This window comes from Bacillus sp. LLTC93, from assembly GCF_002993125.1.
Lineage (GTDB): Bacteria > Bacillota > Bacilli > Bacillales > Bacillaceae > Bacillus > Bacillus zhangzhouensis.
Genome location: NZ_PVME01000003.1, coordinates 115,539 through 141,899, shown reverse-complemented (window position 1 = coordinate 141,899; position 26,361 = coordinate 115,539). Strand labels below are relative to the sequence as shown.

The 26,361-nt window shown below is 42.0% G+C and carries 29 protein-coding genes; 28 read left to right on the top strand and 1 reads right to left on the bottom strand.

Features of this window, described 5'->3' with window-relative positions:
- Positions 1–49 precede the first annotated feature (49 nt).
- Together C6W18_RS10175 and spoVM are read left to right on the top strand one after the other, a co-directional pair.
- On the top strand, positions 50–694 hold the full coding sequence (locus C6W18_RS10175; protein WP_105927501.1) for a thiamine diphosphokinase: 645 nt from the start codon (positions 50–52) through the stop codon (positions 692–694).
- Positions 695–765: 71 nt separating this feature from the next.
- Positions 766–846, top strand: coding sequence for a stage V sporulation protein SpoVM (spoVM, locus tag C6W18_RS10170; RefSeq protein ID WP_008354550.1), 81 nt, complete (start codon positions 766–768; stop codon positions 844–846).
- Between the two features lie 69 nt (positions 847–915).
- Here the strand turns inward: spoVM and rpmB are convergent, their stop codons facing one another.
- Positions 916–1,104 carry a 50S ribosomal protein L28 gene (rpmB, locus tag C6W18_RS10165; RefSeq protein ID WP_003212514.1) on the bottom strand — a complete coding sequence of 63 codons (189 nt, stop codon included), beginning with the start codon at positions 1,102–1,104 and terminating at the stop codon, positions 916–918.
- 272 nt (positions 1,105–1,376) lie between these two features.
- Here rpmB and C6W18_RS10160 point away from each other — a divergent pair, with 272 nt between their 5' ends.
- The 26 genes from C6W18_RS10160 to sucC all read left to right on the top strand — a co-directional run bounded on the left by C6W18_RS10160 (position 1,377) and on the right by sucC (position 26,347).
- Positions 1,377–1,739, top strand: coding sequence for an Asp23/Gls24 family envelope stress response protein (locus C6W18_RS10160; RefSeq protein ID WP_034317844.1), 363 nt, complete (start codon positions 1,377–1,379; stop codon positions 1,737–1,739).
- A gap of 15 nt (positions 1,740–1,754) precedes the next feature.
- The gene (locus C6W18_RS10155; RefSeq protein WP_105927500.1) at positions 1,755–3,428 is read left to right on the top strand and encodes a DAK2 domain-containing protein; all 1,674 of its coding nucleotides are present in this window, start codon (positions 1,755–1,757) and stop codon (positions 3,426–3,428) included.
- 149 nt (positions 3,429–3,577) lie between these two features.
- Positions 3,578–4,240: an L-serine ammonia-lyase, iron-sulfur-dependent subunit beta gene (gene sdaAB, locus C6W18_RS10150; protein ID WP_105927499.1), complete on the top strand. Its 663-nt coding sequence runs from the start codon at positions 3,578–3,580 to the stop codon at positions 4,238–4,240.
- Positions 4,241–4,263: 23 nt separating this feature from the next.
- Positions 4,264–5,166 (top strand): L-serine ammonia-lyase, iron-sulfur-dependent, subunit alpha, encoded by a 903-nt coding sequence (gene sdaAA, locus C6W18_RS10145; RefSeq protein WP_105927890.1) that lies wholly within the window; start codon positions 4,264–4,266, stop codon positions 5,164–5,166.
- Positions 5,144–7,192: an ATP-dependent DNA helicase RecG gene (recG, locus tag C6W18_RS10140; protein WP_105927498.1), complete on the top strand. Its 2,049-nt coding sequence runs from the start codon at positions 5,144–5,146 to the stop codon at positions 7,190–7,192. Before sdaAA ends, recG begins: the two co-directional genes overlap by 23 nt.
- Before the next feature lie 112 nt (positions 7,193–7,304).
- A complete protein-coding gene (gene fapR / locus C6W18_RS10135) occupies positions 7,305–7,871 on the top strand; it encodes a transcription factor FapR (RefSeq protein WP_034317834.1) in 567 nt (188 codons plus the stop codon).
- Positions 7,872–7,886: 15 nt separating this feature from the next.
- Complete coding sequence (gene plsX, locus C6W18_RS10130) at positions 7,887–8,885, top strand: phosphate acyltransferase PlsX (RefSeq protein WP_105927497.1); 999 nt, start codon at positions 7,887–7,889, stop codon at positions 8,883–8,885.
- A gap of 15 nt (positions 8,886–8,900) precedes the next feature.
- Positions 8,901–9,845, top strand: coding sequence for an ACP S-malonyltransferase (gene fabD / locus C6W18_RS10125; RefSeq protein ID WP_105927496.1), 945 nt, complete (start codon positions 8,901–8,903; stop codon positions 9,843–9,845).
- Complete coding sequence (gene fabG, locus C6W18_RS10120; RefSeq protein ID WP_034317825.1) at positions 9,845–10,588, top strand: 3-oxoacyl-[acyl-carrier-protein] reductase; 744 nt, start codon at positions 9,845–9,847, stop codon at positions 10,586–10,588. The genes fabD and fabG overlap by 1 nt, the downstream gene beginning before the upstream one ends.
- 81 nt (positions 10,589–10,669) lie before the next feature.
- Positions 10,670–10,903: an acyl carrier protein gene (gene acpP / locus C6W18_RS10115; RefSeq protein ID WP_034317822.1), complete on the top strand. Its 234-nt coding sequence runs from the start codon at positions 10,670–10,672 to the stop codon at positions 10,901–10,903.
- Positions 10,904–11,086: 183 nt separating this feature from the next.
- On the top strand, positions 11,087–11,830 hold the full coding sequence (gene rnc / locus C6W18_RS10110) for a ribonuclease III (RefSeq protein WP_034317819.1): 744 nt from the start codon (positions 11,087–11,089) through the stop codon (positions 11,828–11,830).
- Between the two features lie 105 nt (positions 11,831–11,935).
- A complete protein-coding gene (gene smc, locus C6W18_RS10105; RefSeq protein ID WP_105927495.1) occupies positions 11,936–15,496 on the top strand; it encodes a chromosome segregation protein SMC in 3,561 nt (1,186 codons plus the stop codon).
- A gap of 21 nt (positions 15,497–15,517) precedes the next feature.
- Positions 15,518–16,504 (top strand): signal recognition particle-docking protein FtsY, encoded by a 987-nt coding sequence (gene ftsY / locus C6W18_RS10100; RefSeq protein WP_105927494.1) that lies wholly within the window; start codon positions 15,518–15,520, stop codon positions 16,502–16,504.
- 143 nt (positions 16,505–16,647) lie between these two features.
- Positions 16,648–16,980, top strand: coding sequence for a putative DNA-binding protein (locus C6W18_RS10095; RefSeq protein WP_034317813.1), 333 nt, complete (start codon positions 16,648–16,650; stop codon positions 16,978–16,980).
- Positions 16,981–16,993: 13 nt separating this feature from the next.
- Positions 16,994–18,334: a signal recognition particle protein gene (ffh, locus tag C6W18_RS10090; protein ID WP_034317810.1), complete on the top strand. Its 1,341-nt coding sequence runs from the start codon at positions 16,994–16,996 to the stop codon at positions 18,332–18,334.
- Positions 18,335–18,439: 105 nt separating this feature from the next.
- Complete coding sequence (rpsP, locus tag C6W18_RS10085) at positions 18,440–18,712, top strand: 30S ribosomal protein S16 (protein ID WP_034317807.1); 273 nt, start codon at positions 18,440–18,442, stop codon at positions 18,710–18,712.
- The gene (locus C6W18_RS10080) at positions 18,712–18,957 is read left to right on the top strand and encodes a KH domain-containing protein (protein ID WP_034317804.1); all 246 of its coding nucleotides are present in this window, start codon (positions 18,712–18,714) and stop codon (positions 18,955–18,957) included. Before rpsP ends, C6W18_RS10080 begins: the two co-directional genes overlap by 1 nt.
- Positions 18,958–19,060: 103 nt before the next feature.
- Positions 19,061–19,447, top strand: a complete 387-nt coding sequence (locus C6W18_RS10075; protein WP_034317802.1) for a YlqD family protein — start codon at positions 19,061–19,063, stop codon at positions 19,445–19,447.
- A gap of 7 nt (positions 19,448–19,454) precedes the next feature.
- Complete coding sequence (rimM, locus tag C6W18_RS10070; RefSeq protein ID WP_105927493.1) at positions 19,455–19,979, top strand: ribosome maturation factor RimM; 525 nt, start codon at positions 19,455–19,457, stop codon at positions 19,977–19,979.
- A complete protein-coding gene (trmD, locus tag C6W18_RS10065; protein ID WP_034317796.1) occupies positions 19,976–20,710 on the top strand; it encodes a tRNA (guanosine(37)-N1)-methyltransferase TrmD in 735 nt (244 codons plus the stop codon). The genes rimM and trmD overlap by 4 nt, the downstream gene beginning before the upstream one ends.
- A 137-nt stretch (positions 20,711–20,847) precedes the next feature.
- A complete protein-coding gene (gene rplS, locus C6W18_RS10060) occupies positions 20,848–21,195 on the top strand; it encodes a 50S ribosomal protein L19 (RefSeq protein WP_003212364.1) in 348 nt (115 codons plus the stop codon).
- A 90-nt stretch (positions 21,196–21,285) separates the two neighbouring features.
- Positions 21,286–22,134 carry a ribosome biogenesis GTPase YlqF gene (gene ylqF / locus C6W18_RS10055; RefSeq protein ID WP_034317793.1) on the top strand — a complete coding sequence of 283 codons (849 nt, stop codon included), beginning with the start codon at positions 21,286–21,288 and terminating at the stop codon, positions 22,132–22,134.
- A 75-nt stretch (positions 22,135–22,209) separates the two neighbouring features.
- Complete coding sequence (locus C6W18_RS10050) at positions 22,210–22,974, top strand: ribonuclease HII (protein ID WP_034317790.1); 765 nt, start codon at positions 22,210–22,212, stop codon at positions 22,972–22,974.
- 27 nt (positions 22,975–23,001) lie between these two features.
- Complete coding sequence (locus tag C6W18_RS10045; RefSeq protein WP_105927492.1) at positions 23,002–24,738, top strand: glycosyltransferase; 1,737 nt, start codon at positions 23,002–23,004, stop codon at positions 24,736–24,738.
- The gene (locus C6W18_RS10040) at positions 24,735–25,010 is read left to right on the top strand and encodes a FlhB-like flagellar biosynthesis protein (RefSeq protein WP_034317785.1); all 276 of its coding nucleotides are present in this window, start codon (positions 24,735–24,737) and stop codon (positions 25,008–25,010) included. Before C6W18_RS10045 ends, C6W18_RS10040 begins: the two co-directional genes overlap by 4 nt.
- 176 nt (positions 25,011–25,186) lie before the next feature.
- Complete coding sequence (gene sucC / locus C6W18_RS10035) at positions 25,187–26,347, top strand: ADP-forming succinate--CoA ligase subunit beta (protein ID WP_008344824.1); 1,161 nt, start codon at positions 25,187–25,189, stop codon at positions 26,345–26,347.
- Positions 26,348–26,361: the final 14 nt, after the last annotated feature.

Genomic DNA, 26,361 nt, shown 5'->3' with positions numbered 1-26,361 from the left:
AAAGGCATTGTGATCTTTGGTTCTTTTTAAATGGAGAGGAGCGTATATCATGCACATACATATCGTAGCCGGCGGTCCTGTTGAATATATCCCGCCCCTTGAACGTGAAGCATCTAAGGATGACATTCTCTGGGTTGGCGTAGACCGAGGAACCCTCTTCTTACTAGACCATGGCATTGTTCCTGCCAAAGCATTTGGTGATTTTGATAGTGTGACAGAAGAAGAGCTTCGCGAGCTAAAAAAGAAATTGCCTGCTCTGAATGTATTTCAGGCAGAAAAAGATGAAACCGATTTAGAGCTCGCGCTTAACTGGGCCTTGCGTCAGCACCCAGAACAGATTCAAATATACGGCATAACAGGCGGAAGAGCCGATCATTTTCTAGGAAATATCCATCTCCTATACAAAGGCATTCAGCACAAGCAGAACATCATACTCGTGGACAAGCAAAATATCATTCAAATGTTTGGACCTGGTACATACGAAATAAAACAAGACTTGGACAAAAAATACGTGTCGTTTCTCCCCTTTGGTACACCGATTGAAAAGCTGACATTAAAAGGTTTCAAATATCCACTGAAAAATTGTCATATTGAGCCTGGTTCCACACTATGTATTAGTAACGAACTCATCCACTCAAATGGTACTTTTTCTTTTCATGAAGGCATATTAATAATGGTAAGAAGCAAAGATTGACCAACCTATCAATGTGGATGGCTGATTAAGCTCAATTGTGCTGCAAGCGGTACTTTTAGGAGGGGGACAAAATGAAATTTTATACAATCAAACTGCCTAGATTTCTTGGGGGCATTGTCCGTGCGATGCTTGGTTCATTTAAGAAAGATTAATGAGTAATCTCCTTTATTTCCACATAAAAACGCCTGCTACAATTAACTGTAGCAGGCGTTTACTCTTGCTTATACACGCTCAACTTTACCAGATTTCAAAGCTCGAGCTGATACATATACTCTTTTAGGCTTACCGTCCACTAGAATACGAACTTTTTGAAGGTTCGCGCCCCAAGTACGTTTTGTAGAGTTCATTGCGTGAGAACGGTTGTTCCCAGCTTTTGTTTTTCTGCCTGTAATAACGCATTTACGTGCCATTTGTTTCCCTCCTAACTGCGAAAACATCATCATATTCTTCATATACGTTCTTAGAGATGCCTCAAGATACTTTAATAATTTACCACAGCTTCAAGGGGTTTGCAAGGATTGTTTACGCCTCTTTCAAGAAAAATACCTTGACATCTTGATAAAAAATCAAGGCTATAGTATAAGTAGGATTGGGTCGGATTGAATGATTTCTTTTAAAAAGAAGGGTCTTATAGTAAAATAGTGATAACTCAGGGCAATTTCTCAAAAAAGGGGGAACCAATGTGTCCATTGAACTTAGAACGAAATACGGACAAATTGATATATCAAATGAAGTCATTGCAATGGTAGCAGGAGGCGCTGCAATTGATTGCTATGGTATTGTTGGCATGGCGTCCAAAAATCAAATGAAGGACGGCTTGACGGATATTCTCCGCAAAGAGAACTTCAGCCGGGGTGTTCTTGTGCGTCAAACAGAAGACAGCATTCATATCGATATGTACATCATCGTTAGCTACGGTACAAAAATATCAGAAGTCGCACATAATGTTCAAACGAAAGTCAAATATACGATTTCTCACACGATTGGACTTTCTGTTGACTCGGTCAACATTTATGTACAAGGAGTAAAAGTTACGAACCCGTAGTAAGGAGGAAATATATTGTCTATTAGAAATCTTGATGGCCGCTCATTTGCAAAAATGATTCTTGCAGGTGCTCACCATCTATCTCAAAACGCACAAATTGTTGATGCGTTAAATGTTTTTCCGGTGCCAGACGGAGACACGGGAACAAATATGAATTTGTCAATGACTTCAGGAGCAAAAGCAGTTGAAGAAACAACGACCGATCATATTGGTAAGGTCGGGGTGGCTCTGTCAAAAGGGCTATTGATGGGCGCAAGAGGAAACTCAGGCGTGATCCTGTCACAGCTCTTTAGAGGTTTCAGTAAAAATATAGAACAAAAAGAGACGATTGACGCCAAAGAATTTGCCCTTGCCTTGCAGGCAGGTGTTGATACAGCCTATAAAGCCGTGATGAAACCGATTGAAGGGACTATCTTAACGGTTGCAAAAGATGCAGCAAAGAAAGCGGTTGCTGTTTCAGCGACAGAAGATCAAATTGACCGCGTGTTAGAATTAACGATTGAGGAGGCAAGTGCGTCACTTGATCGAACGCCAGATTTGCTCCCTGTTTTAAAAGAAGTGGGCGTTGTAGATAGTGGAGGTAAAGGACTTCTTTATGTATATGAAGGTTTCCTTGCTTCTTTAAGAGGAGAAGAGCTCCCTTCTAAAACGGCCTCTTTGCCAACGCTCAAAGAACTAGTGAGTGCAGAACATCATAAAAGTGCGCAAAGCCATATGAATACAGAAGATATTGAATTTGGCTACTGTACAGAATTTATGGTGAAATTTGAAGAAGATAAACAGTCCTTTGAAGAGAATGCATTCAGAGAAGACCTAAGCGAATTCGGAGATTCACTTCTTGTGGTATCCGATGATACGCTAGCGAAAGTTCATATTCATGCAGAGCAGCCAGGAGATGTCTTGTCATATGCACAGCGCTATGGCAGCCTGATCAATATGAAAATTGAAAACATGAGAGAGCAGCATAGCTCAATCGTAAATGAAGAAAAAGATCACTCGCCTGCTGCACCAAAAGTACCCGCTGCTGAAAAACAGCGCTTCGGAGTAGTGAGTGTCGCAATGGGAGAAGGAATTGCAGACTTGTTTAAAAGTATCGGGGCTTCCGTCGTCATTGAAGGTGGACAAACGATGAATCCGAGCACAGAAGACATTGTCAAAGCAATTGATAGCACACATGCCGAAACCGTCTTTATCTTACCTAATAATTCTAATATTGTCATGGCAGCTAAACAGGCGGCAACTGTCTCAAGTCGTGAGGTCGTTGTCATTCCGACGAAGACCGTACCTCAAGGGATGTCAGCACTTCTTTCTCTAAATGAAACAGCTTCAAATAAAGATAATGAAGCAGCGATGTTAGAAGCGATTGATCATGTGAAAAGCGGCCAAATTACCTTTGCAGTGAGAGATACTCAAATTGATGGAATCGACATTGCCAAAGGCGATTATATGGGTCTATTCAACGGGAAAATCACTTTAACTGCGAAGAATCAATTAGATGCAGCCAAAGAGCTTTTGACCAAAATGGTGACAGAAGATGATGAGATTGTCACGATCATTAAAGGGGAAGACGCATCATCTGATGAGATGGAAGCGTTAGAAGCCTTTATTGAAGAAACATTTGAAGATGTAGAAGTTGAAGTCCACGATGGCAAACAGCCGCTTTATTCATATATTTTGGCTGTTGAATAACGAAAGAAGGGCAAATAAAGCCCTTCTTCTTCTTTTGCAATTTTTTACTAGAGATTCCTCGGTGAAATGAGTTGCGAGAAACGAATGAATCCATTAGTCTAAAGGGAGAAACAAACCAATATGTGAGTGGTTATGAGAGGGGAAGACCTATGAAATTTAGAAGTGTGTTTGATATTATTGGACCCGTCATGATTGGTCCATCAAGTTCGCACACAGCGGGTGCGGCTCGTATAGGAAGAGTGGCTCGCAGCTTATTCGGGAGAGAACCGAAACGAATTGTCGTTTCATTTTATGGTTCTTTTAAAGATACGTATAAAGGGCACGGTACAGATGTAGCGATTATAGGCGGTGTTCTTGACTTTGATACATTTGACGAACGAATCAAAACAGCGATTGATATTGCAAAAAGCAAAGCGATTGACATCGAATTTAAAGAAGAAGGTGCAGTACCAGCGCATCCGAATACAGCAAAAGTAGAGATTTCAGATGCGAATGGAAAGCTTGAATTAATCGGCATTTCCATCGGCGGAGGTAAAATTGAAATCACAGAATTAAATGGCTTTGAGCTCAGGCTTTCAGGAAATCACCCTGCCATTCTTGTGGTTCATAACGATCGCTACGGTACAATTGCGGCAGTTGCCAATGTATTAGCGAAATTCGCCATCAACATCGGTCATATGGAAGTGGCGCGTAAAGATGTCGGGCAAGAGGCACTGATGACAATTGAAGTGGATCAAAATATTGACCCAGCTGTCCTATCAGAGCTAGAAACGCTGCCTAACATTATTCAAGTCACACAAATTGCAGAGTAACAACAAGGAGGTAATGTATGATGATGTTTAAAAACGTCAAAGAACTCGTGCAGCTAACAGAAGAACGGAATACCTCCATTTCAGAAATTATGATTTTGCAAGAAATGGAAGTGACAGGGAAGTCACGAGAAGAAATTTTCTCGCAGATGTACCGCAACCTAGAAGTGATGGAACAGGCCGTTGAAAACGGACTAAAAGGTGTGAAATCATTATCAGGTTTAACAGGCGGAGATGCAGTCAAACTTCAAGCGTATATCGCATCAGGCAAAACGTTGTCTGGTCATACGATCTTAGATGCTGTCAGTAAGGCAGTTGCAACGAATGAAGTCAATGCAGCAATGGGGACCATCTGTGCGACGCCTACGGCAGGATCAGCAGGTGTTGTACCTGGGACGTTATTTGCAGTAAAAGAAACATTACAGCCAACAAAGGAACAAATGGTCAGATTCCTATTCACTTCTGGCGCATTTGGTTTTGTTGTGGCCAATAATGCCAGTATCTCTGGTGCAGCAGGCGGCTGTCAGGCAGAGGTAGGCTCAGCATCAGGCATGGCAGCGGCAGCCATTGTAGAAATGGCAGGCGGCTCGCCGCAGCAATCTGCTGAAGCGATGGCCATTACACTGAAAAATATGCTTGGACTTGTTTGTGATCCAGTAGCAGGACTTGTCGAGGTACCATGTGTGAAACGAAACGCAATGGGTGCATCAAATGCAATGATTGCAGCAGATATGGCACTTGCCGGTATTACGAGCCGTATACCGTGTGATGAAGTCATTGATGCCATGTATAAAATTGGTCAAACGATGCCAACAGCCCTTCGTGAGACCGCACAAGGCGGGCTCGCTGCAACACCGACAGCAAGAGAGCTTGAAAAGAAGATTTTCGGAGGTGTGACCTCATCTCGTGATACAGAAACTGCAAGATAATATCTCTGTCCTAAAAGGGATTGGAGAAGAAACAGAAAAAACATTAAATGAACTTGGAATCTATACAGTAGCCGATTTGCTCGGCTACTTTCCTTATCGATATGATGACTATGAGCTTCGCAACTTAGAAGAAGTGAATCATGACGAACGAATCACGGTTGAAGGCAAAGTGCATAGTGAGCCCGTTCTCACCTATTATGGAAAGAAACGAAGCAGGCTGACATTCAGGCTGCTTGTCGGGCGTTTTCTCATTACCGCTATTTGCTTCAATCGCCCATATTTGAAACGAAGTCTTGTTTTAGGTGATACAGTATCAGTCACAGGAAAATGGGATAAAAACCGTCAATCCATTATGGTGCAGGAATTTAAAAAAGGGACACACGAGCAAGATGGCAGTATAGAACCTGTTTATTCGGTCAAAGAAAATGTAACGGTGAAGATGATAAGGCGCTTTGTGAAACAAGCTTTGTCGCTTTATGTAGACAAAGCCGAAGATCCACTGCCAAAGCAACTTGTCCTTGCCTATAAACTCATGTCCTATCAAGATGCATTAAAAACCATTCATCTCCCTGAAACAAGAGACTCGCTCAAGCAAGCAAGACGCCGCTTTGTGTATGAGGAATTTTTGATTTTTCAGCTGAAGATGCAGGCGATCAGAAAGAAAGAACGAGAAAAAACATCAGGTATCCAGCATCCGTTTTCAAAAGAGGCTGTCTTTGAGTTTGTTCACAGCCTGCCATTTCCGCTGACTAAGGCACAATCAAGAGTGCTTGATGAAATTATGTCTGATATGGCGTCCCCGTATCGAATGAACCGGCTGCTCCAAGGAGATGTTGGATCAGGGAAAACAGCTGTTGCAGCCATTGCACTTTATGCCGCTCATTTATCCGGCTTTCAAGGTGCGCTGATGGTGCCAACTGAAATTTTGGCAGAACAGCATGCAGATTCACTGTACCAGCTCTTTGAAAAATGGGGCCTGAATATCGCCCTGCTGACGAGCTCTGTGAAAGGAAAACGCCGCAGAGAATTGCTGGAACGTTTGAAAGAGGGCGAGATTGATATATTAGTCGGTACGCACGCTCTCATCCAAGACGAAGTCGAATTTCAGCAGCTCGGTCTCGTCATCACAGATGAACAGCACCGGTTTGGTGTGGAACAACGGAAGAAACTGAGAAGTAAAGGGCAGGACCCGGATGTCTTGTTTATGACCGCAACACCTATTCCAAGAACACTTGCGATTACTGTATTTGGAGAAATGGACGTATCCGTCATTGATGAACTACCAGCTGGCCGAAAGCAAATCGAAACGTATTGGGTCAAGCATGACATGCTCGAGAGGATTCTTGCTTTTGTGGATAAAGAGCTGAGAAAAGGCAGGCAGGCGTATATTATTTGCCCGCTCATTGAAGAATCAGACAAACTGGATGTTCAAAATGCGATTGATGTCCATAGCATGCTGACGGAGGCGTATCGCGGCAAGTGGTCGATCGGCTTAATGCACGGGAAGCTTGCAAGTGATGAAAAAGATCAGGTGATGAGAGCTTTTACCACAAATGAAGTTCAAATTCTCGTTTCAACCACAGTCGTTGAAGTAGGGGTTAACGTGCCGAATGCTACCATCATGGTCATATATGATGCAGACCGATTCGGACTGTCTCAGCTTCATCAGTTAAGAGGCCGGGTCGGACGCGGAGAGCATCAATCATTTTGTATTTTAATGGCTGATCCGAAATCAGAGACAGGTAAAGAACGAATGCGGATTATGTCCGAAACGACCGATGGCTTTGAGCTGTCTGAAAAGGACTTAGAACTAAGAGGGCCTGGCGATTTCTTTGGTAAAAAACAAAGCGGGATGCCTGAATTTAAGGTAGCAGACATGGTCCATGACTACAGAGCACTTGAAACCGCAAGAAAAGATGCGGCAGAACTTGTGCAATCGGACGCCTTTTGGACAGAGCCTGAATACAAAGAACTTCGGCAAACGCTTGTAGACAGCGGTGTGCTGGGCGGAGATAAATTAAGCTGATCGTGAGCTGGAGGAATTTTCTTGTCTTTTTGAAACAAGGATTGATTTATCATCTATGAGATTATATACTACTATTAGTACCTAGTCATAAATGTACGGATGGTGTCTGCATATGAAACTAAATAAAAAAGAACGTCAAAAGCTTCTCCAGCAAACGATCAGCTCGACTCCATTCATTACTGATGAAGAATTGGCAAGTAAATTCGGTGTAAGCATTCAGACGGTTCGTCTTGATCGTTTGGAGTTGTCAATCCCTGAATTACGCGAAAGAATTAAGCATGTGGCCGAAAAGACATTAGAGGATGAAGTGAAGTCACTTCCGCTGGATGAAGTGATTGGAGAAATGATTGATGTAGAGCTTGATGATCAAGCCATTTCCATTTTTGAAGTGAGAAAAGAGCATGTATTTAGCCGTAACCAAATTGCCAGGGGACATCATCTCTTCGCCCAGGCAAATTCGCTGGCAGTCGCCGTCATCGACGATGAACTGGCGTTGACAGCAAAAGCGAATATCAGGTTTACAAGGCAGGTCAAACAAGGTGAAAGAGTTGTCTCAAAAGCCAAAGTAGCCTCGCATGATAAAGAAAAAGGTAGAACCGTAGTTGAAGTAAACAGCTATGTAGGTGAGGAAGTTGTCTTCTCAGGTGACTTCGTCATGTATCGCTCAAAACAAAAGTAAAAGGTGGCACATAACATGAGAATTGCAGTCGATGCAATGGGGGGAGATCATGCCCCTAAAGCCATTATTGACGGTGTGCAAAAAAGCTTAGCAGCATTTTCAGATATCGACATTACACTTGTCGGCGATGAAAGCAAAATTAAACCATACATAACAGATAACGAGCGCATCACGATTTTAGATGCAAAAGAAGTCATTGAACCGACAGATGAGCCAGTACGTGCAGTCAGACGTAAAAAGGATTCATCTATGGTGAAAATGGCGCAGGAAGTATCCGAAGGAAGAGCAGATGCCTGCATCTCAGCAGGAAATACTGGAGCACTCATGACAGCAGGACTGTTTATTGTAGGCAGAATCGATGGCATTGACAGACCAGCACTTGCTCCAACTTTGCCAACACTGGATGGCAGCGGATTTTTATTACTAGACGTCGGTGCAAACGTCGATGCCAAACCAGAACATCTTGTGCAATATGCCATGATGGGATCTATTTACGCAGAGCGAGTCTTCCCAAAGAGCAATCCGCGCGTTGGACTTTTAAACGTAGGAACAGAAGATAAAAAAGGCAACGATTTAACAAAAAAAACCTTCGAATTACTTAAAGCATCAGACTTGAATTTCGTAGGAAATGTGGAGGCTCGTGATTTATTAGAAGGTGTAGCCGATGTCGTTGTCACAGATGGATTCACAGGAAATATTGCGCTTAAAACGATTGAAGGAACAGCCCTTTCCGTATTTAAAATGCTGAAAGAAACATTAACATCCAGCTTTACAGCAAAAATAGCAGCAGGCATGATGAAGCCGAAATTGATGCAGATGAAATCTAAAATGGATTACTCCGAATATGGCGGTGCCGCTTTATTTGGTTTAAAGGCTCCTGTTATTAAAGCGCACGGCTCCTCTGATGAAAACGCCATTTTCCATGCAATTCGACAGGCGCGTGATATCGTTGAAAAAGACGTTTCAGCCATCATTCATCAAGAAGTTCAAAAAGAAAACACGAATGAGTCTTAATGGAGGTAAAGCAGCATGAGCAAAATTGCATTTTTATTCCCTGGCCAAGGCTCTCAAAAAATTGGCATGGGAAAAGATTTATTTGACCAAGAAACAGCATCTAAAGCTGTGTTTGAAGAAGCAGACAAGACCCTCGGTTTTGACTTATCTTCTATGATTTTTGAAGGGGATGCAGAAGAACTGACGCTGACTTATAATGCGCAGCCAGCTCTTTTAACAACAAGCATCGCCATCTTAAAGAAATTTGAAGAGAGCGGAATCAAAGCAGATTATACAGCAGGACACAGTCTTGGTGAATACACAGCCCTCGTTGCAGCAGGCGCTCTTTCGTTTAAAGATGCTGTATACGCCGTCAGAAAACGCGGCGAATTAATGAATGAAGCCGTTCCAGCAGGTGAAGGCGCAATGGCAGCGATCCTTGGACTAGATCAAGCTTCGCTTTTGGAAGTAACAAAAGAAGTGACAGAGAGCGGTCATCTTGTAGAACTCGCTAACTTAAACTGCCCTGGACAAATCGTCCTCTCTGGTACAGCAAAAGGTGTAGAACTTGCATCAGAGAAAGCGAAAGAAAAAGGCGCAAAACGTGCAATTGCACTTGAGGTGAGTGGACCTTTCCATTCAGCTTTAATGAAACCAGCAGCTGATAAATTCACAGATGTACTGTCAAAACTAGACATTGCGGATGCCAAAATACCGGTCATTTCAAATGTAACAGCAGACATCGTGACATCTCGTGATGAGATTGAGACAAAGCTCATTGAACAATTGTATTCTCCTGTTCGTTTTGAAGAAAGTGTGGAACGCCTCATTGATTTAGGTGTGACAACGTTTATTGAAATTGGTCCTGGCAAAGTGCTTTCAGGTCTTGTAAAAAAGGTCAACCGCCGCCTGACGACTATTTCCGTTTCAGATCAAGAAACAATTGAAGCAGCAATTCAAACATTGAAGGGGGATTCTTGATGCTTACAAATAAAACAGCCGTTGTAACAGGTGCATCACGCGGTATTGGCCGTTCCATCGCGATCGATTTAGCGAAGAATGGTGCAAATGTTGTCGTGAATTATTCAGGAAACGAAGCAAAAGCAAATGAAGTAGTAGATGAAATCAAAGCACTTGGCAAGCAGGCTTTTGCTGTCAAAGCGGATGTCTCAAATGCTGAAGAAGTACAAGCATTAATGAAACAAGCCATTGATACATTTGGTTCAATCGACATCCTTGTGAATAACGCTGGCATTACAAAGGACAACCTGCTCATGAGAATGAAAGAAAATGAATGGGATGATGTCATTAACATAAACTTAAAAGGTGTCTTTAACTGTACAAAAGCTGTGACGCGCCAAATGATGAAGCAGCGAAGCGGAAGAATCATCAACTTGGCATCAGTGGTCGGTGTATGCGGAAACCCTGGACAAGCGAACTACGTTGCAGCAAAAGCTGGCGTCATCGGGTTAACGAAAACAACCGCAAAAGAGCTGGCAAGCCGCCATATTACAGTCAATGCAGTAGCACCAGGCTTTATTTCGACAGATATGACAGACAAGCTTGATGACAATGTGCAGGCAGAAATGTTAAAACAAATCCCGCTTGCACGCTTTGGTGCGCCTGAAGATATTAGCAACATTGTTGTCTTTTTAGCTTCTGAAGGAGCAGGTTATATTACAGGCCAAACCATCCAAGTGGATGGCGGAATGGTCATGTCCTAAGAAATATCAAAATTTCGTTAGGTTTTCTCTAGTTTTTTAAAAACGAATCAACTATAATACTTTGAGGGGAGGTGAAAGGCAATGGCAGACGTATTAGAGCGTGTAACAAAAATTATTGTAGACCGCCTTGGCGTTGATGAGGCTGACGTGAAAATGGAAGCTTCATTTAAAGAAGATTTAGGCGCTGATTCCCTTGATGTAGTTGAGCTAGTTATGGAACTTGAAGATGAGTTCGATATGGAAATTTCTGACGAAGATGCTGAAAAAATTGCAACAGTCGGTGACGCTGTGAACTACATAAATAACCAGCAATAAGCGTAACAAAGTCCCGTCTACTTTCATGACGGGACTTTGAAAATTTATGTTAGTTTCAACACATTCAGCTGATCAATTGTCAGCCTTTTTCAGATGCTGGGAGCAATGTTTCCTTGCATGTAGAAAGAGAGACTCCATATAATCAGTATCCTTAAAGGCGATTAAGCCTACCTGGAGGTTGCTATGCCAAAACACTATAAAGACAAACAGAAACAGAGCAAAAAACTAGAGCAATTTAGAGAATTCCAGCAGCGTATTTCAGTACAGTTTAAAAATGAAAAGCTTCTATATCAAGCCTTTACACATTCCTCTTATGTCAATGAGCACCGGAAAAAACCTTACGAGGATAATGAAAGACTTGAATTTTTAGGAGATGCTGTTTTAGAATTGACCATCTCTCAATTCTTATTTGCGAAATATCCAGCGATGAGCGAGGGAGATTTAACAAAACTGAGAGCGGCGATCGTGTGTGAACCGTCACTTGTGTCACTGGCACATGAGCTGTCCTTCGGAGATCTTGTTCTTTTAGGAAAAGGCGAAGAAATGACTGGCGGCAGAAAACGCCCCGCACTCTTAGCAGATGTATTTGAGGCGTTTATCGGAGCACTTTATTTAGATCAAGGGCTGGAACCTGTTGAACGATTCCTAGAAGGGTATGTGTATCCTAAAATTAATGACGGAGCTTTCTCACATGTCATGGACTTTAAAAGCCAGCTTCAAGAATTTGTTCAGCGCGATGGAAAAGGTGTGCTAGAATACCGAATCCTGCATGAAAAAGGACCTGCACATAACCGGGAATTTGAAGCGAATGTATCCCTCAGGGGAGAAGTGCTCGGGATTGGAAATGGCCGCTCTAAAAAAGAAGCAGAACAGCACGCTGCACAGGAAGCACTTGCTAAATTGCAGAAACATCATATGAACCAATAAAATCCCCCTCGTCATTCAGGGGGATTTCACTCTGTTTTCCATCATCTTTTTTCGCTTCATATGGTAAGATGATAGTACTTTAAATACATAAGGAGGATCACTCTCATGTTCCTCAAACGTTTAGACGTGATAGGATTCAAATCTTTTGCACAGCGAGTGTCCGTGGACTTTGTCAAAGGTGTCACAGCTGTTGTTGGACCTAACGGAAGCGGCAAAAGTAATATTACCGATGCCATCCGCTGGGTACTTGGAGAACAATCAGCGAAAAGCCTCCGCGGAGGAAAAATGGAAGACATCATTTTTGCAGGAAGTGACTCAAGAAAAAGAGTCAACCTAGCAGAGGTGACTTTAACGTTAGATAACGAAGATCACTTTTTACCGATCGATTTTCACGAAGTCAGTGTAACAAGAAGGGTGTATCGTTCAGGAGAAAGTGAATTTCTCATAAACAATCAATCTGTCCGCTTAAAAGATATTATTGATCTCTTCATGGATTCAGGACTTGGTAAGGAAGCCTTTTCTATCATCAGTCAAGGAAAAGTAGAGGAAATTCTATCGAGTAAGGCAGAAGAGAGAAGAAGTATCTTTGAAGAAGCGGCTGGTGTCTTGAAATATAAAACAAGAAAGAAAAAAGCCGAGAATAAACTGTTTGAAACGCAGGACAATTTAAACCGAGTGGAAGATATTCTGCATGAACTAGAAGATCAAGTAGAACCATTAAGAATGCAAGCATCTATTGCAAAGGACTATTTGCATAAAAAAGAAGAGCTTGAAAATGTAGAAATTGCACTCACCGTTCATGATATCGAAGCACTTCACGAAAAATGGACAACACTTGGAGAAGCTGTCGAGCGGTTCAAACAAGATGAAATGAAGCAGTCCACAGACATTCAAGCAAAAGAAGCCAAAATTGAAGAGTCGAGAGACCGAATTCAGGCGCTGGACGAATCCATTAATGACCTGCATGAAGTCCTTCTATTCACAAGTGAGGAATTAGAAAAGCTTGAAGGAAAAAAAGAAGTTCTAAAAGAACGTAAAAAAAATGCAGCCGCTAACCAAGGACAGCTGGAAGAAACGCTCGTTCGCTTAACTGAAAAGCAGGCGCTGTTAACCGAAAAGATTGAACAGCAGAAAATCACGCGGGACAGTCTGCAAAAAGAAGTGCAGCAGCTAAAAGATGAAGTGAACAAAAAACAGCATCAACTATCACTTCATAGTGAAGACGTGGAAGGTCAAATTGAACAGCTGAAAAGCGATTATTTTGATCTGCTAAATGAACAGGCTTCAATCCGCAATGAACGTAAATTACTAGAAGAGCAGCAGCGCCAGGCGGCCATGCAGCTAGAGCGTCTAACGCAAAATAACCAGAAACATATCGAAGAACGTGTGTCTGTCAAAGAAAAGAAAACGGAAGCTGAGCAGCAGCTTGCAGAGCTAGAAGAAGACATTTTGACTCAGGTGAAACGCTTTAGAGAGGCGGAACAAAAGCTTGAGCAAATGAAGCGTCAATACGAAAAAAAAGAAACGGCTCTTTATCAAGCCTATCAATATGTTCAGCAGGCAAAATCAAAAAAAGAGATGCTTGAATCCATGCAGGAAGACTTCTCAGGCTTTTTCCAAGGAGTGAAAGAGGTCTTAAAGGCAAAGGACCGGTTAGGCGGTATTCACGGTGCCATTGCAGAGCTGATCCAAACAGATCAGCAGCATGAGACAGCGATTGAAATTGCGCTAGGCGCAGCAACGCAGCACGTAGTCACGGAAAATGAAGCAGCTGCGAGACAAGCTATTGGATACTTAAAGCAGCATTCCTTTGGACGTGCGACCTTCCTGCCAATGAACGTGATCAAAGAAAGAACCATTCAGTTCAGAGACGTCCAAACAGCTGAGCAGCATGCAGCATTTATCGGCGTAGCGAGTAATCTCGTTTCCTTTGATGAAAAGTACCAAAAGGTCATTCAGAACTTGCTTGGAACCGTCCTGATTGTCAGAGATTTAAAAGGCGCCAATGAATTGGCAAAAATGCTCGGACATCGTTATCGCATCGTGACCCTTGAGGGGGATGTCGTCAACCCAGGTGGTTCAATGACTGGGGGCGGCGTGAAGAAAAAGAGCAACTCCCTCCTTTCAAGGAATCGGGAGATCGAAACATTGACGAAGCAGCTCGTTGATATGGAAGAAAAAACAACGATCCTTGAAAAAGAAACAAAAGAAACGAAGCAATCGATTGCAGCAAGTGAAACCCAATTAAATGAACTGCGTCAGCGCGGTGAGACGCTTCGAGAAAAGCAGCAAGAGCTCAAAGGAAAACTATACGAACTGCAAGTAGCAGAAAAAAATATTAACGCTCATCTAGAGATCTATGATCAAGAAAAAGAAGAATTGCAGCAGCGCTCTATTGGACTTACGAGCAAGGACAAAGAGCAGGTAACATTTGAAGCCTCTATAGGTGAGAAACTGGTAGCTCTTGATGAAGAGATCAATACTTTAACAAAGCGTAAGCAGACCCAAAGCTCAACGAAAGAAACCATTTCTGCGGAATTAACTGAGCTGAAAATCTCACTTGCGAAAAAAGAGCAGTCTTTATCTAATGAACAAGAGAAGCTTTCGATCTTGATGGCTGAATTGGAAGAGGCAGAACAGACGCTGATTGAAACAAAAGAAGATCTGTCACTCTTAACAAGTGAAATGTCATCTAGCTCAAGCGGAGCAGAACAGCTGGAAGAAGCTGCAAAAGAAAAGCTTGAAAATAAAAATAAAACGACAGCACTCATTTCAGAGCGCCGCAAACAGCGACTGGCTCTTTCAGAAACATTAGAATTTGCTGAACGTGAACTCAAAGAGCAAAAACGTCTTTACAAGCAGCTCACCACAAGCTTAAAAGATGAAGAGATCAAGCTTGGCCGCATGGAGGTTGAACTCGATAACCTTATCGCCTATTTGAACGAAGAATATGCTCTTTCGTTTGAAGGAGCAAAAGAAATGTACCATCTGACACTCTCGCCAGATGAAGCAAGAAAACGAGTGAAATTGATCAAACTAGCCATTGAAGAGCTTGGAACAGTGAACTTAGGCAGTATTGATGAGTATGAACGCGTGAATGAACGTTATCTTTTCCTTACAGAACAGCGAAATGATCTGACAGAAGCGAAAAATACGTTATTCCAAGTCATCGAAGAAATGGATCAAGAAATGACGAAGCGTTTTTCTGAGACATTCTCTCAAATCCGTGGGCATTTTGAATCTGTTTTCCAAGCTTTATTTGGCGGGGGAAGAGCCGACCTGAAGCTGACAGATCCAAACGATTTACTAAACTCTGGAGTTGATATTGTCGCGCAGCCGCCAGGGAAAAAATTGCAAAACCTAAGCCTGCTTTCAGGCGGAGAGAGAGCATTAACAGCGATCGCTCTACTATTCTCCATCTTAAAAGTCAGACCTGTTCCATTCTGCGTGTTAGACGAAGTAGAAGCGGCGCTTGATGAAGCCAATGTCTTCCGTTTTGCACAATATTTAAAGAAATACAGCCAAGAAACGCAGTTCATTGTCATTACGCACCGTAAAGGAACAATGGAAGAAGCAGATGTCCTGTATGGTGTCACAATGCAGGAGTCAGGCGTCTCCAAACTTGTATCCGTCAAGCTAGAAGAAACGAAAGAGCTTGTCCAGTAATTAAAGGAGGTCTATGAACCAATGAGCTTTTTTAAGAAATTAAAAGAAAAATTTACGCAGCAAACCGATTCAGTATCTGAAAAGTTTAAAGATGGACTTGAAAAAACGAGAAATTCATTCCAAGGAAAAGTAAATGAACTGATTTCTCGCTATCGTAAGGTCGACGAAGACTTTTTTGAAGAACTAGAAGAAGTTCTTATCGGCGCTGATGTCGGTTTCACGACTGTGATGGAACTGATTGATGAGCTGAAAAAAGAAGTGAAATTAAGAAACATTCAAGACCCAAGTGAAGTACAGGTGGTCATCTCTGAAAAGCTTGTTGACATCTATAATAGCGGAGAGGAACAAATCTCTGCGCTGAACATTGAAGACGGGCGTTTAAATATCATTTTATTTGTGGGCGTCAACGGCGTTGGGAAAACAACGACCATTGGTAAGCTTGCAAACAAGCTGAAAAATGAAGGGAAATCCGTCATATTAGCAGCAGGAGATACGTTCCGTGCCGGTGCCATTGAGCAACTTGAAGTATGGGGAGAGCGGTCAGGCGTCCCTGTCGTCAAACAGACGGCGGGCTCTGATCCAGCAGCGGTTATCTTTGATGCCGTTCAGTCAGCAAAAGCGAAAAATGCGGATGTCCTTATCTGCGATACAGCTGGAAGACTTCAAAATAAAGTCAACTTGATGAAAGAGCTGGAGAAGGTCAAAAGAGTTATTGAACGCGAAGTCCCAGATGCCCCGCACGAAGTACTGCTTGCCCTTGATGCAACAACGGGTCAAAACGCCATGGCACAAGCGAAGGAATTTTCTAAAGCGACAAATGTGACAGGGATTGCCTTAACAAAGCTTGACGGGACTGCAAAAGGCGGAATTGTGCTTGCGATTCGAAATGAACTGAACATCCCGGTGAAGCTTGTCGGTTTAGGTGAAAAGATAGACGATCTACAAGAGTTCGATGCAGAATCATATGTGTATGGTTTATTTTCAGACGTGATTGATCAAGAAGACTAACAAAAAAATGCCGGCAAAGTTGCTGGCATTTTTATTTATACGCAGCCTCATGAAGTGACAAGATAAAAACTTGACACACAGGAGAGAACCGTGTAAACTTAGTTGATGTAAAGGGAATGAACTTAACAAAGGGGAGAGAGCCCATGACGCTTGAAAAAACAACGAGAATGAACTACTTGTTTGACTTCTATCAATCGTTGTTGACCGCAAAGCAGAAGAGCTACATGTCGCTTTACTACCTAGACGATTTTTCCCTCGGTGAAATTGCGGATGAATATGAAGTATCAAGACAGGCTGTTTATGATAATATTAAACGGACTGAAGCGATGCTTGAACAATATGAAGAAAAGCTGCTCTTGTTTAAGAAATTTAAAGAGCGTAAAGAACTTCTCAATAAAATGAGAGAGCTTGTAGCAGATTCCGCGCAAAAGGAAGAAGCAGAAGCTTTAATTGAATCGCTTGAGAAATTAGATTAGGAGGCGGCACAGTATGGCATTTGAAGGATTAGCCGACCGACTGCAGCAGACGATTTCAAAAATCCGCGGCAAAGGAAAAGTGTCAGAGCAAGATGTAAAAGAAATGATGCGCGAGGTACGCCTTGCCCTTCTTGAAGCTGACGTCAATTTTAAAGTAGTCAAAGACTTTGTGAAAAAAGTAAGCGAGCGGGCAGTTGGACAAGAGGTCATGACAAGCCTTACCCCTGGACAACAGGTCATTAAAGTTGTAAAAGAAGAACTCACTGAATTAATGGGCGGGGAAGAGAGTAAAATCGCTGTAGCGAAAAAATCTCCAACAGTCATTATGATGGTCGGTCTTCAAGGGGCAGGTAAAACGACCACAACTGGGAAACTTGCCAATTTACTTCGCAAAAAACATAATCGCAAGCCGATGATGGTGGCTGCAGATATTTACAGACCGGCAGCGATCCAGCAGCTTCAGACACTTGGGAAACAGCTTGATATGCCAGTGTTTTCATTAGGTGATCAAGTAAGTCCTGTCGAAATTGCCAAACAGGCAATTGAAAAAGCGAAAGAAGAACACCACGATTATGTCATTTTAGATACAGCAGGGCGTCTTCATATCGATGAGGAATTGATGGATGAACTTCAGAAAGTAAAAGAAGTAGCAAATCCAGAAGAAATTTTCCTTGTTGTTGACTCTATGACAGGTCAAGATGCTGTCAATGTAGCAAAAAGCTTTAATGAACAGCTTGGCTTAACAGGTGTCGTTCTAACGAAACTAGACGGTGATACAAGAGGCGGAGCAGCACTTTCGATTCGTGCTGTCACAAATACGCCGATTAAATTCGCTGCACTAGGAGAAAAGCTTGATGCGATTGAACCATTCCACCCGGAGCGGATGGCATCAAGAATTCTTGGTATGGGAGATGTGCTCACACTTATTGAAAAAGCACAGGCAAACGTCGACCAAGATAAGGCGAAAGAGCTTGAACAAAAAATGCGGACCATGAGCTTCACGCTCGACGATTTCCTCGAGCAGCTTGGCCAAGTTCGTAATATGGGTCCACTTGATGAACTGATTCAAATGATGCCGGGTGCCGGTAAAATGAAAGGGCTCAAAAACGTCCAAGTAGACGAAAAGCAGCTCAATCACATCGAAGCGATTATTAAATCAATGACGACCGAGGAAAAAGAACAGCCAGAGGTCATCAATGCAAGCCGAAGAAAACGGATTGCAAAAGGAAGCGGAACATCTGTACAGGAAGTCAATCGCCTTTTAAAGCAATTTGATGAAATGAAAAAGATGATGAAGCAAATGACCAACATGTCCAAAGGGAAGAAAAAAGGCTTTAAATTACCATTTATGTAATTGGTTACACATGATAAAACCGTTGTTAAGAAAAAACACTTTACAAACCCTTTTATCATTGTTAATATACTATCTTGTTGAAATATTTTCGGAGGTGCTAGTAAAATGGCAGTAAAAATTCGTTTAAAACGTATGGGATCAAAAAGATCTCCTTTCTATCGTATTGTTGTAGCAGATTCTCGTTCACCACGTGACGGTCGTTTCATCGAAACAGTTGGAACTTACAACCCAGTGGTATCACCAGCTGAGGTGAAAATCAACGAAGAATTAGCGCTTAAATGGCTTCAAAATGGTGCGAAACCATCTGATACAGTTCGCAACCTTTTCTCAAACCAAGGAATTCTTGAAAAATTTCATAATGCGAAAAACAGCAAATAATGAATGAGCTGTCCTTGGAAGAATTGATTGTGTCCATCGTCGAGCCACTTGTTGATTTCCCTGAAGATATTCACGTATCTTCATTAAAGAAAGATGAGCAGGTGATTTACACACTGTCTGTCAATGCCGAAGATACCGGAAAAGTGATCGGAAAGCAGGGGCGTACAGCAAAAGCGATACGAACAGTCATTTTTGCAGCAAGTGCAGAGTCTTCTAAGAAAGTTCAACTTGAGATTGCTGACTAAAAAGGGAGAGGGCTTAGGACCTCCCCTTTTTTTACACGTTTAAATCTATTTTTCGTTATACTGTAGAGGACAAATGCCTTCGGATAGGGGGACAAAAAGGAAGATGCAGATCATTCAACATGTCACCGTGATGCAAGTATTAACTGAAAGCAGTAAGGACAAACTGTTAACGACTTTTTTGGAGAAAAAAGAAAGACTAGAACGTGAGTGCAATCAGCTATATTTCCAACTAAAAAAACATGAAAAAGAACCACATCAGCAAGACGCCATCCCTCAATTTCAAAAAGCCATTGATAAAAGGCAAGAGAAAATGAGACAAATTGATTTTCAAGTGGAGCAGCTACATATCTTGCCGCTTGGAAGTGAAATGAAAGAAACAGAAGTGGATGCGCTGGTTGAAGTGAAAATAGGTGATAAATGGGATGACAAAATGCAAGATAATGTCATCGTCGTGAAAGACGGCACCATTGTTGAAATACGTCAGGGGTGATTAGAACATGGAGCTAGATTGGTTGAATGTCGGAAAGATCGTCAATACACACGGAGTGCGCGGTGAAGTGCGCGTTGTGTCAAAGACCGATTTCCCGGAAGAGCGCTACAAAAAAGGAAGCGTCCTCTATATTTTTAAACAAGGTCAAAAGGATCCGCTGAAAGTTACTGTAGCATCACATAGACAGCATAAGCAGTTTGATTTGCTCACATTTGAAGAAATAGGTTCATTAAATGAAGCAGAGCAACTGAAAGAATCGATCTTAAAAGTAGAAAAAGAACATCTCGGTTCATTAGATGAAGGAGAGTTTTATTTCCATCAAATCATTGGCTGCGAAGTATACGATGAGCAGGACAAACTCATCGGTCAAATCAAAGAGATTTTAACGCCAGGGGCAAACGATGTTTGGGTCGTTCAAAGAAAAGGAAAAAAGGATGCTCTCATTCCTTATATTCCATCTGTCGTCAAAAAAATCGATATCTCATCCAAAACAATACACATTGAAGTGATGGAAGGACTCATTGACGAATGAAAATTGATTTTTTAACGCTTTTTCCTGAAATGTTCGAGGGAGTGCTACACTCATCGATTTTAAAAAAAGCACAGGAGAAAGAAGCTGTCTCATTTCATGTTGTCAATTTTAGAGAGTATTCGGATCATAAGCATAAAACAGTGGATGACTATCCGTATGGCGGCGGTGCTGGCATGGTACTGAAAGCACAGCCTGTATTTGATGCGGTAGAAGATTTGACGAATAAAGCAAGCAAAAAGCCCCGGATCATTCTTGTCTGTCCTCAAGGGGAAAGATATACACAAAAGAAGGCAGAAGAGCTTGCAAAAGAAGAGCACCTTATGTTCATTTGCGGCCACTATGAAGGCTACGATGAGCGCATCAGGGAGCATCTTGTCACAGATGAAATTTCAATTGGAGATTTCGTTCTCACAGGCGGAGAGCTGCCGGCGATGATGATTGCAGACAGTGTGGTCAGGCTTTTGCCTCATGTGCTTGGAAAAGAAGCATCTCACATCGAAGATTCATTTAGTACAGGTCTGCTTGAGCACCCGCACTATACAAGACCAGCTGATTATAAAGGGCTAAAAGTGCCGGATGTGCTCCTCTCTGGAAATCATGCGAAAATTGAGGAGTGGCGGCGCAAAGAATCCTTGAAGCGAACCTATACAAGACGGCCAGACTTGATAGATTCATGCAAAACTTTAACGAATGAAGAAAAAAGATGGCTTTGGCAGCTTCATAATGACTAGATTGTATTGCACACGGTATAGAGGTATGGTATGATACTACTTGTGACTTGGACGGCTTGCCGATTCAAGTTTGAAAACGATGTTCCGCTGCAATGAAGAAAGAGGACATGAGCATCTGTTGGAAGGAGTTGAAAACGATGCAACATTTGATTGAAGAAATCACAAAAGAACAATTACGCACTGATCTTCCTGCGTTCCGTCCTGGTGACACTTTACGTGTACACGTTAAAGTTGTCGAGGGTACTCGTGAGCGTATCCAGATCTTTGAAGGTGTTGTAATTAAGCGTCGTGGTGGTGGAATCAGCGAAACTTTCACAGTTCGTAAGATTTCTTACGGTGTAGGCGTTGAGCGTACATTCCCTGTACACACACCAAAAATCGCTAACATCGAAGTTGTACGTCACGGTAAGGTACGTCGTGCGAAACTGTACTACCTACGTGAACTTCGCGGTAAAGCGGCTCGTATCAAAGAAATCAGACGATAATGATATCAAAGGAAAGAGCTTGTTACCTGTAACAGGCTCTTTTTTTGTACAATGTATATAGATAACTGATAGAAGAGAGAAGGTGCACCTATGACGATTCAATGGTTTCCGGGCCATATGGCAAAAGCTAGACGTCAAGTCACAGAAAAATTAAAGCTCATCGACATTGTATTTGAATTAACAGATGCAAGAATTCCGATGTCCTCTAGAAACCCAATGATTGAAGAAATCCTTCAAAACAAACCTAAAATCATGCTCTTAAACAAAGCAGATAAAGCAGATCCTCGTATGACAAAGGAGTGGCAGGCGCATTTTGAGCAGCAAGGCGTTCGGTCACTTGCCATTAACTCTGTTGATGGACAAGGGTTAAATCAGATCATCACGACTTCAAAAGAAATCTTAAAAGAAAAATTCGACCGCATGAAAGCAAAAGGTGTCAAGCCGCGTGCGATTCGAGCGCTGATTATCGGGATTCCCAATGTTGGGAAATCGACCTTGATCAATCGTTTAGCAAAAAAGAACATCGCCAAAACAGGAGATCGACCTGGTATTACCACATCACAGCAATGGGTGAAGGTAGGGAAAGAACTAGAACTGCTCGATACCCCTGGAATCCTCTGGCCAAAATTTGAAGATGAGCAAGTAGGACTCAGGCTAGCGGTTACTGGAGCGATCAAAGATTCAATCATCAACTTACAGGATGTCGCCGTGTATGCACTGCGTTTTCTAGAAGAGAACTATCCAGAGCGATTAAAAAAACGATATGACCTGGCAGATATACCTGAAGATACGGTTGAGCTGTTTGATGCAATTGGCACAAAGCGCGGCTGTCTGATGAGCGGAGGATTCATTAATTACGACAAAACCACCGAAATCATTATTCGGGATATTCGAACTGAAAAATTTGGTCCCCTCACTTTTGAGAAGCCTGAAAGCTAAAAGACACGCAGCTCATGCGGGTCTTTATTTTTTGTGAAAAACTGCCGATATAAAGAAGGAGGCTGCGAAAAGCCTATGTACACCGTGAAACAAATAAAAGAATTGATAGAAAAGCATTCGCACGACGAGTCATACATCCGTGAGCTTGTAAAAGATGACACAAGAAAAAGTGTCCAAAAGCTTATAGAAAAGTGGCACAAAGAGAGAGAAAAACAGCAAGAACTTCGTGCAGCATGGAATCAAATGCTGCAATTTGAAAACCAAGCAAAGGCGCAAGGATACACGTGTATTGCAGGTATAGATGAAGCTGGAAGAGGTCCGCTGGCAGGCCCGGTTGTCGCAGCAGCTGTTATATTAAAAGAAGAAACAGTCCTGCTTGGTTTAAACGACTCAAAGCAACTATCTGAGAAAAAAAGATTGGCTTATTATGATTTGATTCAAGAAAAAGCACTTGATATCGGAATCGGCATTGTTGATGCGGCGACGATTGATGAAATCAATATTTACGAAGCATCAAGACTGGCGATGGTGAGAGCTGTGGAGCAGTTAACTCATACACCGGATTATCTACTCATAGATGCAATGACACTCCCGCTTCCTACTCACCAGGAGAATATCATCAAAGGAGATGCAAAAAGTGCATCCATCGCAGCTGGTGCATGTATTGCGAAAGTGACAAGGGATCAGATGATGGAGGAGTATGGGCGCCAATACCCTGAGTACCAGTTTGAAAAACATAAAGGGTACGGAACGAAAGAGCATCTGGCTGCCATTCAAAAGCATGGTGCTACCCCAATCCATCGATTATCGTTTGCACCAGTGAAATCCGTTATTTCATAAATTTTTGACACAAGGAGGCTGCCTGTGATGACAAGAGTTGAAGACATACATACAGCACTGAATAGCCGGTTAAATACGGTAGAATCTGTTCCATTAAACACCGAAGGAAAGGAAAATATGCACCGACTGATTCTCGGAAAAGTACTTAAAATGCTTGGAGATGATACAGCGCTTGTTCAAATAGGCACGACCAAAATAAAAGCGCAGTTAGCGGCTCAATTAAAAGCGGATGCATTCTATTGGTTCCAATTTGAACAAGAGGGTGGAGGCAGCCTCAATAAATTAAGACCCGTTCAACAATTTGATCAAGATCCCAAAACGTTAAAGGATGCAGCAGCCAAACTATTAGAAGGCCTGTCACTTAAAAATGGGATTGAAAACATATTAACGGCTACAGCCTTTTTAAAAGAAAAATCGGTCATCAATGAAGCAGAGTTAAAAACTGCAGTGAAATGGATCGAACAGTTTCAAGGAGCTGATGTCAAAAAAGGGATGCAGGCGCTTCTGTTTGCTTTGAAGAAAGATTTACCGATCCAGCAAGGGGTTCTCCAATCGATATTAGCAGTGAAATCATCCTCTGCTCTTCATCAGGATATAACAGCGCTACTAGATCGATTAACACAGCTGCCGAAGCAATCAGATGCCACACAGGCCCTTACACAAGCCGTTCGGTCTGTCATAGATACTGAGACTACTGTTCATGCAGAGAAGCTCTTATCGGTGCTTCTAGCAGCGAAAGAAGGCCAAGCGAAGCAAGGGGGCAGTATGTCAGTGCCATATAACCTCAATCCGTCTCAGGAAACAGAAAATAGCCAAGTCTCAAACGCCCAAGGGCGTCAGACAATTTCAATCAATCAGCCTAACACGCAGCAGTTGATCAGTCCAAAGCAACTACCGATCCCACTTCATCAAATAGAGCGCATACTGACAAGCATGACAAAGCAAGGTGCAGACGGACGGCAGCAGCCCGACTTAAAACTACTCACTGCACTGCTTCAAGGGCTCCAGCAGGCAGGATCTCAGCCTGACGCAAAGGCATCCGTGCTTCAAAAAGAATTTCCATTCCTTTCAAAAATAGAGGCGAAAGCATTGGCTCAGGTCATTCAGCAGACTGAACCAACATTAAGCAATAAAACCGATGTGCTCGATTTACTCATGACGATGAAAAAGGCGATAGGTGTACGTGATGAAATCGGTATGCTAAAACTACTGGAAAAAGGCAGCCAGGATGTAAAAAGTCAGGAGCTTCATCAATTAAAGCTCGTCTTAAATGATGTGAAGCAGGCGGATTTACCGGATCACGTTAAAAAAGAAGTGGATCAATTGTTTCATAGATTGAATGGACAGTTATTTGTTCAGCAGGAAAACCAAACCGTCAGTCAAATGATGGTCTCCTATCCTCTTTTCTCAAAGCATAGTGTTCAAGATTTAACGTTTATTTTAAAAGGCCATAAGAAAAAAGATGGCTCTATTGATATTTCTCAGTGCCGCCTCATGTTTTACTTAAACATGGAAAACCTTGAAGAAACATTAATAGACTGTACAATTCAGCAAAAGGTCATGGCGATTACAGTTGAGACAGCCCATGAACTGCAAGGAATAATTAATCCGATGATTCCAGCTGTTCGAGAGAATTTAAATGCCTTAGGCTACAGTTTAACGGGTATTACAGCAAAGAAGAGGCAAGAGCAAATCGATCCATCTCATTTTCTAGATGAACACTTTCATAAAATCAGCGAGAAAGGGCTGGACTTACGAGTATGAAGGATTCAAAACCGCTTAGAAGAGCGGTCGCTCTACATTACGATGAAGAAAAACAAAAGGCGCCAAAAGTCATCGCAACAGGAAGCGGCTATGTGGCAGATCATATTATTGAAGAAGCAAAGAAATCAGGAGTTCCTATTCAAGAAGACCCTAATTTAGTAGAGCTTATGCGCCACTTAACGCTGGATGAGGAAATACCTGAAGCATTATACGATACTGTAGCAGAAATATTTTCCTTTATCTATAAGTTAGATCAAAAAATGAAAAAATAAGGTAAAAAAAGTGATTTGGCTAAAAAATTTATATTTTTAATAAAATAAAAGTTTGAATGTTTAGAAGGATTTTACGATTTTACATAGAACCCTAGACATTCTCTTTTTTATTCTTTAAAATGAAAGCGCAGTCTATTTTATAATTTTTGTTTCTACATATGTTGGGAGGATGGGAAATGAATATCCATGAGTACCAAGGAAAAGAAATCCTAAGAAAATATGGGGTTTCAGTTCCAAATGGTAAAGTAGCATTTACACCTGATGAAGCAGTGAAAGCATCAGAGGAGCTAGGTAGCTCTGTATATGTCGTAAAAGCACAGATTCATGCAGGCGGCCGTGGTAAAGCAGGTGGGGTAAAAATTGCAAAAACAAAAGATGAAGTGAAAGGGTTTGCAGAGGAATTGCTCGGCAAAACACTTGTCACACATCAAACAGGGCCTGAAGGGCGCGAAATAAAACGCTTACTTATTGAAGAAGGCTGCGATATTCAAAAGGAGTACTATGTTGGACTTGTTTTGGACAGAGCGACATCAAGAATTGTATTGATGGCTTCTGAAGAAGGCGGTACTGAAATTGAAGAAGTAGCAGAAAAAACGCCAGAAAAAATCGTCAAAGTGGTCATCGACCCAGCGATTGGTCTTCAAGCCTACCAGGCGAGAGAAGTAGCGTTTAAAATTAATATTCCAACAAAATTAGTTGGCCAAGCTGTTAAGTTTATGACTAGCCTTTACAACGCGTTTATTGAAAAAGATTGTTCAATTGCTGAGATTAATCCACTTGTCGTAACAGGCGATGGAAAAGTCATGGCACTTGATGCAAAATTAAACTTTGATAGCAATGCCTTATATAGACAAAAAGATATATTAGAATACCGTGACCTTGATGAAGAGGATCCGAAGGAAATTGAAGCATCTAAATATGATCTAAGCTACATTTCACTAGACGGAAATATTGGCTGTATGGTCAATGGAGCAGGTCTTGCGATGTCTACAATGGATATCATCAAGCATTACGGGGGGGACCCTGCAAACTTCCTGGATGTTGGCGGCGGTGCAACAGCTGAAAAAGTAACGGAAGCATTTAAAATCATCTTATCTGATCAAAATGTCAAAGGGATTTTCGTTAACATTTTTGGCGGCATCATGAAATGTGATGTGATCGCAGAAGGTGTAGTTGAGGCAACGAAACAAGTTGGCTTGACATTACCGCTCGTTGTACGACTTGAAGGAACAAACGTTGAATTAGGGAAGAAAATCCTGAGTGATTCAGGCTTAAATATCACTTCTGCTGAGTCTATGGCTGACGGGGCAGAAAAGATTGTATCTTTAGTCAAGTAGAGCAGAAAGGCAGG

Excerpts from the sequence above, each read along its gene's own strand:
- ffh (WP_034317810.1), top strand. The coding sequence starts at position 16,994 with ATGGCATTTGAAGGATTAGCCGACCGACTGCAGCAGACGATTTCAAAA.
- C6W18_RS10075 (WP_034317802.1), top strand. The coding sequence starts at position 19,061 with ATGCAGATCATTCAACATGTCACCGTGATGCAAGTATTAACTGAAAGC.
- C6W18_RS10040 (WP_034317785.1), top strand. The coding sequence starts at position 24,735 with ATGAAGGATTCAAAACCGCTTAGAAGAGCGGTCGCTCTACATTACGAT.
- ftsY (WP_105927494.1), top strand. The coding sequence starts at position 15,518 with ATGAGCTTTTTTAAGAAATTAAAAGAAAAATTTACGCAGCAAACCGAT.
- acpP (WP_034317822.1), top strand. The coding sequence starts at position 10,670 with ATGGCAGACGTATTAGAGCGTGTAACAAAAATTATTGTAGACCGCCTT.
- C6W18_RS10045 (WP_105927492.1), top strand. The coding sequence starts at position 23,002 with ATGACAAGAGTTGAAGACATACATACAGCACTGAATAGCCGGTTAAAT.
- fabD (WP_105927496.1), top strand. The coding sequence starts at position 8,901 with ATGAGCAAAATTGCATTTTTATTCCCTGGCCAAGGCTCTCAAAAAATT.
- C6W18_RS10050 (WP_034317790.1), top strand. The coding sequence starts at position 22,210 with ATGTACACCGTGAAACAAATAAAAGAATTGATAGAAAAGCATTCGCAC.
- sucC (WP_008344824.1), top strand. The coding sequence starts at position 25,187 with ATGAATATCCATGAGTACCAAGGAAAAGAAATCCTAAGAAAATATGGG.
- ylqF (WP_034317793.1), top strand. The coding sequence starts at position 21,286 with ATGACGATTCAATGGTTTCCGGGCCATATGGCAAAAGCTAGACGTCAA.
- plsX (WP_105927497.1), top strand. The coding sequence starts at position 7,887 with ATGAGAATTGCAGTCGATGCAATGGGGGGAGATCATGCCCCTAAAGCC.
- rnc (WP_034317819.1), top strand. The coding sequence starts at position 11,087 with ATGCCAAAACACTATAAAGACAAACAGAAACAGAGCAAAAAACTAGAG.
- rpsP (WP_034317807.1), top strand. The coding sequence starts at position 18,440 with ATGGCAGTAAAAATTCGTTTAAAACGTATGGGATCAAAAAGATCTCCT.
- fabG (WP_034317825.1), top strand. The coding sequence starts at position 9,845 with ATGCTTACAAATAAAACAGCCGTTGTAACAGGTGCATCACGCGGTATT.
- C6W18_RS10175 (WP_105927501.1), top strand. The coding sequence starts at position 50 with ATGCACATACATATCGTAGCCGGCGGTCCTGTTGAATATATCCCGCCC.
- trmD (WP_034317796.1), top strand. The coding sequence starts at position 19,976 with ATGAAAATTGATTTTTTAACGCTTTTTCCTGAAATGTTCGAGGGAGTG.
- fapR (WP_034317834.1), top strand. The coding sequence starts at position 7,305 with ATGAAACTAAATAAAAAAGAACGTCAAAAGCTTCTCCAGCAAACGATC.
- rimM (WP_105927493.1), top strand. The coding sequence starts at position 19,455 with ATGGAGCTAGATTGGTTGAATGTCGGAAAGATCGTCAATACACACGGA.
- smc (WP_105927495.1), top strand. The coding sequence starts at position 11,936 with ATGTTCCTCAAACGTTTAGACGTGATAGGATTCAAATCTTTTGCACAG.
- rpmB (WP_003212514.1), bottom strand. The coding sequence starts at position 1,104 with ATGGCACGTAAATGCGTTATTACAGGCAGAAAAACAAAAGCTGGGAAC.
- sdaAB (WP_105927499.1), top strand. The coding sequence starts at position 3,578 with ATGAAATTTAGAAGTGTGTTTGATATTATTGGACCCGTCATGATTGGT.
- spoVM (WP_008354550.1), top strand. The coding sequence starts at position 766 with ATGAAATTTTATACAATCAAACTGCCTAGATTTCTTGGGGGCATTGTC.
- sdaAA (WP_105927890.1), top strand. The coding sequence starts at position 4,264 with ATGTTTAAAAACGTCAAAGAACTCGTGCAGCTAACAGAAGAACGGAAT.
- C6W18_RS10080 (WP_034317804.1), top strand. The coding sequence starts at position 18,712 with ATGAATGAGCTGTCCTTGGAAGAATTGATTGTGTCCATCGTCGAGCCA.
- rplS (WP_003212364.1), top strand. The coding sequence starts at position 20,848 with ATGCAACATTTGATTGAAGAAATCACAAAAGAACAATTACGCACTGAT.
- C6W18_RS10095 (WP_034317813.1), top strand. The coding sequence starts at position 16,648 with ATGACGCTTGAAAAAACAACGAGAATGAACTACTTGTTTGACTTCTAT.